Genomic DNA, 6,283 nt, shown 5'->3' on the forward strand with positions numbered 1-6,283 from the left:
CGATACTTCGTAAATTGCTCCAAAAACTGTACATGAAAAAGTTCCTGCTTGTTTTTTCACTTTTCTTTTTAGAAATCCTCGTGGTGCAGACGGCGGTTGCCCAGAAAGGCAAATATGTGTTGGTCATTCATGGAGGTGCGGGTACGATCCTGAAGAGCCAGATGACGCCGGAGAAGGAGAAAGCGTATAACGAGGGCTTGAATGCTGCACTGGCAAAGGGCCAGGCGGTTCTGGAGAAGGGAGGAACGGCGCTTGACGCGGTAGAAGCAACAGTGCGTGTACTGGAAGATAATCCATTGTTCAATTCGGGGAAAGGCGCCGTATTTACGAATGAAGGGAAAAATGAGCTTGATGCGGCAATAATGGATGGAAAAACCCTGGGTGCAGGCTCGGTGGCTGGTGTGACAACGATCAGGAACCCGATCACAGCCGCAAGGGCAGTGATGGAAAAAAGCCCGCATGTGATGATGGCCGGTACAGGCGCGGAAAAGTTTGCAGCGCAGCAGGGACTTGAGATCGTAGACCCATCCTATTTTTTTACCGAGGAACGCTGGAAAGGTCTGCAAAGAGCCAGGCAGCTTGATTCGCTTGAGCAGATAAAAAAAACGGATTCTTTGTCGAAAAAGCATGCGGCATTGCTCAAACAACCGGAAAATCGTGATTACAAGTACGGCACAGTAGGAGCTGTGGCATTGGATAAACAGGGAAACCTGGCTGCGGCTACGAGTACCGGCGGCATGACCAATAAAAAGTATGGCCGGATAGGAGATGCGCCGATCATAGGCGCAGGAACTTATGCCAATAATAAAACAGTTGCTATCAGCGGAACCGGCTGGGGCGAATATTTTATCCGCCTCGTCATGGCGAAAACGATCAGTGATATGATGGAATATGGAAAGCTTGGCCTCAAACAGGCCAGCGATGAGATGGTGATGAAACAGTTGCCCGCACTTGGAGGCGACGGCGGACTGATCGCGGTAGACAAGAATGGAAATGTAGCCATGCCTTTCTGCACGGAGGGTATGTACAGGGGATATGTGAAAGAAGGAGGGGAGAAAGTGGTGAAGATCTATAAGGAATAATGGAGCTGGCTTATTATTGTCTGGCGTAGGAACAACGCAATGGACGCGAAGGATCGCCAGGAGCGCAGAGGATTTCCCGGATATCAGTGGTTGATTTCTTTACGTCTGTTGCGGTCCCTGGAGTCCATTGCGTTGCTCCTGCGCCAGACGATTTTTAGGCCACACCCATCCAGAAATCTTTATCTTAACGATTAAAATAGTTGCATGCCCCACCGTTTATCCGCTTGTGCATTGTTGCTTGTCATAGCTTCTTCGTTACACGCCCAACGTTTTGGCGGAACCCCGCCCGGAATAAACTGGAAACAGATCAGTACAGATACCATTCGGGTGATATACCCGGAAGGTTTGGATAGCCAGGCGCAGCGTGTCGCAACCCTTGCGCATTACCAGGCTTCCCAAAAAGAGGCTTCACTGGGTGAGCAGATCCATAAGATCAACGTAGTGCTGCAAAATCAGACGACGGTTGCAAACGGATATGTCGGACTGGGGCCATACCGCAGCGAATTTTACCTGACACCCTCTCTGAATAATTTCAACCTTGGAAGCCTGTCCTGGGTAGATCAGCTTGCCATCCATGAATTCCGGCATGTGGAGCAGTTCAACAATTTCAGGAATGGCTGGAGCAAAGTATTCTACCGGCTGTTTGGCGAAGAAGGCCTCGCACTTGCAGTGAATGCGTCAGTACCCGATTGGTTTTTCGAAGGTGATGCGGTTTATAATGAGACCGTGTTATCCAAACAGGGACGTGGCCGTTTGCCCCTGTTCCTGAATGCGTACCCGGCATTGTGGAATGCCGGTAAAAAGTATTCCTGGATGAAACTGCGTAACGGTTCCATGAAAGATTATGTTCCGGATCATTATGATCTCGGGTATCTGCTCGTAAATTATGGATACGAAAAATATGGCCTTGATTTCTGGAAGAAAATAACGCAGGATGCCTCCGCTTTCAAAGGTATTTTTTATCCCTTCCAGAAAGCCATTAAAAAGCAGACGGGTCTTTCTTATGAAGCATTCCGTAATGCGGCATTTGATTATTATAAAAACAATCCGTCTACAGGGAAGGCTTCGTCCGGGGCTGGCGAAGCACCGGCGTTGCAGCTGGATAAGAATGTAGTGAAGGACCGCCTTTATCCCTATGTGATCTCTGCTGATTCAGTCTTGTACCTGGAGAAAGCTTACAATAAACGGCCCGCGTTTTTTATAAAGGACAAAGATGGAACGCATTTGCTGGGCATCAGGGATATTGCAACCAACGATCAGTATTCTTATCGTAATGGAAAGATCGTTTATGCCGCGTATGAAAATGATCCGCGCTGGCGCTGGCGCGATTACAGCGTGATCAAGGTAATGGATATTAACGATCGTACACAGCAGACCATCACGCATAAAACAAGATATTTCTCCCCGGATATTTCACCTTCGGGTGATAAGATCGTAACTGTTTATGCCGGGATCGATGGCCGCAGTGAGCTGCATATCCTGGATGCCGTTTCCGGCGAAAAACAAACAGTGATCAATGCTGCGGATATCAGCCTGTTCACTGATCCGAAATTTATTTCAGGAGATTCAATCATCAGTGCCGTCCGCCTTAATGACGGAAGAATGACGCTGGCTGTTTCTTCAGTTTCTTCAGGAAGTTCGGCTAGATTGCTCCCTCCCTCCTTTAATGTGATCGGTTTTCCCTGGGTAAATGATGGAACGGTTTATTTCAGCGCATCTTTCGAGGGAAAGGATCATGTCTTTTGTTTTAAGATGACTGATAAAAAGGTGTACAGGATCACCAACTGGCCATTGGGAAATTATTTTGCCAATGCAGGTTCGGGTAAGATCGCCTGGTCTTCGTTTACCGCCGACGGTTTTCAACTGCAGCAGGCTGATGAAAGTTCACTTTCGAAAGAACTGGTTACCGAAGCAGCGGTAGAAACATTAAGACCTGCCTACCCGGTTGCCCACGCCGGTTCGATCACTGAAATAGTGCCGGGTGAATTACCGTCCCGCTATTTCCCTGTAAGCAGGTATCGGAAAGGGACCAGGCTGATCAATTTTCATAGCTGGCGACCTTACTATGAAGATCCTGAGTTCAGTTTCTCTCTCTACGGCGAAAATGTGCTGAATACATTGCAGACCCAGTTGTATTACCTGTATAATGAAAATGACAGAACGAGTGCCGTTGGGGCAAGCGCAACTTTTGCGCAATGGTTTCCCTATCTGAGCATCGGAACCCAGTATACTTTTAACCGCAGTGCCGTGATCGATAATAAGAAAAAGGAATGGGCACAACTGGATTCAAGGGCGGGGATAAGCATCCCTTTATCCTGGACCAGCGGGAAAACGTTCAAACAGTTGACCGCAGGTACGAACTACTTCTACCGGAATGATTTCAATCGCGGTTTTTATAAGGATTCATTTGCACAGAATAACTTCAGCTATCTGCATCATTACCTGCAATGGTCCCAGCAGGTAGAAACAGCCGTGCAGCATATCTATCCAAGATTGGGATACCGTCTGTCCGCTGAATATCGTCATGCAGTGACGAAATATGATAGCTGGCAGTTCCTGGGTGGCGGATCGTTATATCTCCCCGGAGTGGCTCCATCTCACAGTGTTGTTCTGACCGGAAGCTTTCAGCAAACCGATACGCTGAATACATTGTTTGGCAACAGGGTGGCCTATGCCAGAGGGTATAATGAAGCGTATTTTTCAAGGATGTGGCGGACTTCTGTTAATTATCATTTGCCATTGATCTATCCTGACTGGGGTTTTGCAAATATTCTGTATATCAAAAGGATCAGGGGCAACGGATTTTATGACCTTATGAAAGTGTATTCAAGGGATAAAACTGCCACCGCAGATCAGCGCAGTGTGGGAGGGGAAGTATTTTTTGATACAAAGTGGTGGAACCAGTATGAACTGACATTTGGATTCAGGGTGAGTCATTTACTTGACATGGATTTTTATACAAGGAGATCGGGCGCAACGGTGTTTGAGTTTATCATGCCGGTGTCGATCTTCCCGAGATAATGCGAACCTGCTTACTTCATTCTTTTTATAAAGTCAGCGGGCCTGCCTGGTTCGCTTTACCGGCGACATTTGTCAGGGACTGTTCCAGACTTTGTTTATATTTTGTTCAACTGGTAAAAGCAAAGAGCCCGCGCATACACGCGGGCTCTTTGCTTTATTGGTGAGTTTGGTCAATCTTTCAGTTTGTTCACCAGTGCAACATATTCTTCCATGGCGGCCTCTTTCGTTTTGCCTTTCAGGGAAGACCATGCTTCGTATTTTGCCTTGTTTACGAAGTCGAATGGATTGGAAGGCGGGTCAGTGTTGACATCACCTTCGGTGCCCTGTTTGTACAGGGAATAAAGCTGCAGCAGCACTTCATTGGATGGCTTTTCAGAGAGCGATTTGCTGTCGGCGGCTGCTTTTTCGAATTGTTCTTTCAGTTCCATAGTTAAGTTATTTTATGATTGCAGTTATTTAGTAATTTCTTCAACAACATGTCCCACATTTCCGTTTGGCATTTGTATGTGGAGCAGGGCGGCGACGGTTGGGGCAAAATCTGTCATGTGGGTTTCCCGATTGGTTTTGCCGGGTTTTATTTTCCAGCCAAACCATACCATGGGGATATGTGCATCGTACGGGTTCCATGTGCCGTGCGTGGTTCCTTTATAGCCGCCATCAAACCATTGTGGCATGAAGACGAACTGGATGTCTCCGGAAAGTTTCTGATTGTATCCGTTCATCACCCGTTCTTTGATCGTCGAAGGAAGCGTTGTCTCCGCAAGTTCATGCAGATCGAATGCGCTCATGATAGCCGGGTGCTGGCTCAGTTCTTTGATCGCCCATTTTTTGAGATCATCCTGGTCTACCTTTGCTGTTTCCAGCGCAGCATAGTTCAGGTAAAGCTGGTAGTTCATTACCGTCTCAATAGCATTTTTCACACCAAACTTCTTCTCCGCATTTTCATTCAGCCATTTCCTGATCTCTGCGTCGTCAAAGGCACCGGCAGGAATATTGTGCTCTTTCATAAAGTTAGGTACGTGGGCTGCACCATGATCAGCAGTGAGGAATACCAGGTATTGCCCTTTGCCAAGCTTTGCGTCAAGCATTGTGTAAAATGCAGCAAGCTCTTTATCAAAACGCAGATAGGTATCTTCGACCTCTATCGAGTTTGGTCCGAATGCGTGACCAACGTAGTCAGTAGAAGAGAAACTTACCGCAAGAAAATCTGTAACACCTCTCTGTCCGAGTTTTTCTCCATCAATGGCTGCTTTTGCCAGATCGAAGGTGAAAGTGTTGCCGTATGGTGTTCCGCGGAATGCTTCGTATTTATTACCGGTAATGGAAGCGGTAGTATGAGGGAAGGTGTTATCCTCTCCTGTCAGGTTTGATTCATACGGTTTATTGTCTTCCGTGCTTTGCTTATAAGTTTCGATTGGGTAAAGCGTGTTCCAGTTCTGCGCCAGGTACTGATCGGGTAGTTTTTTATCGTTCACTTTTTTTACCCAGTCAGGCAGTTCGTTCATATAATAGGTGCTGGTGATCCAGCCGCCGGTGCTGTTATCGAACCAGTAAGCAGCGTTGGCGGAATGTCCTGCCGGCAGGATCGCGCCACGGTCTTTCAGCGCAATACCAATGCTTTTACTGTTGAAGTTTGTTGCGAGACGAAGTTCATCGGTAATGGTAGTAGTCCACATATTACGCGGAGACATTTTACCGGCAGAAGAGGTACTTCCAACGGATCTCACCGTGGTGTCTTCAGCGCAATACCAGCTTCTTTTAATATCGCGGCGATACCAGCTATTACCGATAATGCCATTGATAGCGGGAACAGATCCTGTGTAAACCGACGTGTGCCCTGCCGCGGTATAGGTTGGCGTATAAGGAATAAATGCATTTTCGCAGCTGAAGCCCTGCGTCAGCATACGTTTGAAACCATCAGGAGAGTAGCGGTCGTAATAACGGTAAAGGTAATCCCACCGCATCTGGTCAACCACGATGCCTACCACCAGTTTTGGTCTTTGTAAAGTCTGGGCAGGAAGCGTGTGGGCAGAAAGAAAAAAAGCAGAAATAATCAGCGTCTTTAACCTGTGCATACGTAATACTGTTTTGCACAAAAGTAGGGGATTGTGAGATAGTTAGGCGGTCGTAATGGAAAGGTAATATGTGGGTTGGAGCAAAGTTTTACGGTTTAAAGGCTT

Annotated in this window: 4 protein-coding genes; 2 read left to right on the forward strand and 2 right to left on the reverse strand. The window is 47.2% G+C overall.

The annotated features are described in order from the left end of the window. Window positions 1-32: 32 nt before the first annotated feature. Together LZZ85_RS23685 and LZZ85_RS23690 are read left to right on the forward strand one after the other, a co-directional pair. Complete coding sequence (locus LZZ85_RS23685; protein WP_237875968.1) at window positions 33-1,082, forward strand: isoaspartyl peptidase/L-asparaginase family protein; 1,050 nt, start codon at window positions 33-35, stop codon at window positions 1,080-1,082. Between the two features lie 204 nt (window positions 1,083-1,286). Then, window positions 1,287-4,103, forward strand: a complete 2,817-nt coding sequence (locus LZZ85_RS23690; RefSeq protein ID WP_237875970.1) for a hypothetical protein — start codon at window positions 1,287-1,289, stop codon at window positions 4,101-4,103. Window positions 4,104-4,273: 170 nt separating this feature from the next. Here the strand turns inward: LZZ85_RS23690 and LZZ85_RS23695 are convergent, their stop codons facing one another. Further along, a complete protein-coding gene (locus LZZ85_RS23695) occupies window positions 4,274-4,531 on the reverse strand; it encodes an acyl-CoA-binding protein (RefSeq protein WP_237875971.1) in 258 nt (85 codons plus the stop codon). A gap of 24 nt (window positions 4,532-4,555) precedes the next feature. Continuing rightward, window positions 4,556-6,178, reverse strand: a complete 1,623-nt coding sequence (pafA, locus tag LZZ85_RS23700) for an alkaline phosphatase PafA (RefSeq protein WP_237875973.1) — start codon at window positions 6,176-6,178, stop codon at window positions 4,556-4,558. Window positions 6,179-6,283 lie beyond the last annotated feature (105 nt).

This window comes from Terrimonas ginsenosidimutans (genome assembly GCF_022012415.1).
Taxonomy (GTDB): Bacteria; Bacteroidota; Bacteroidia; order Chitinophagales; family Chitinophagaceae; genus Terrimonas_A; species Terrimonas_A ginsenosidimutans.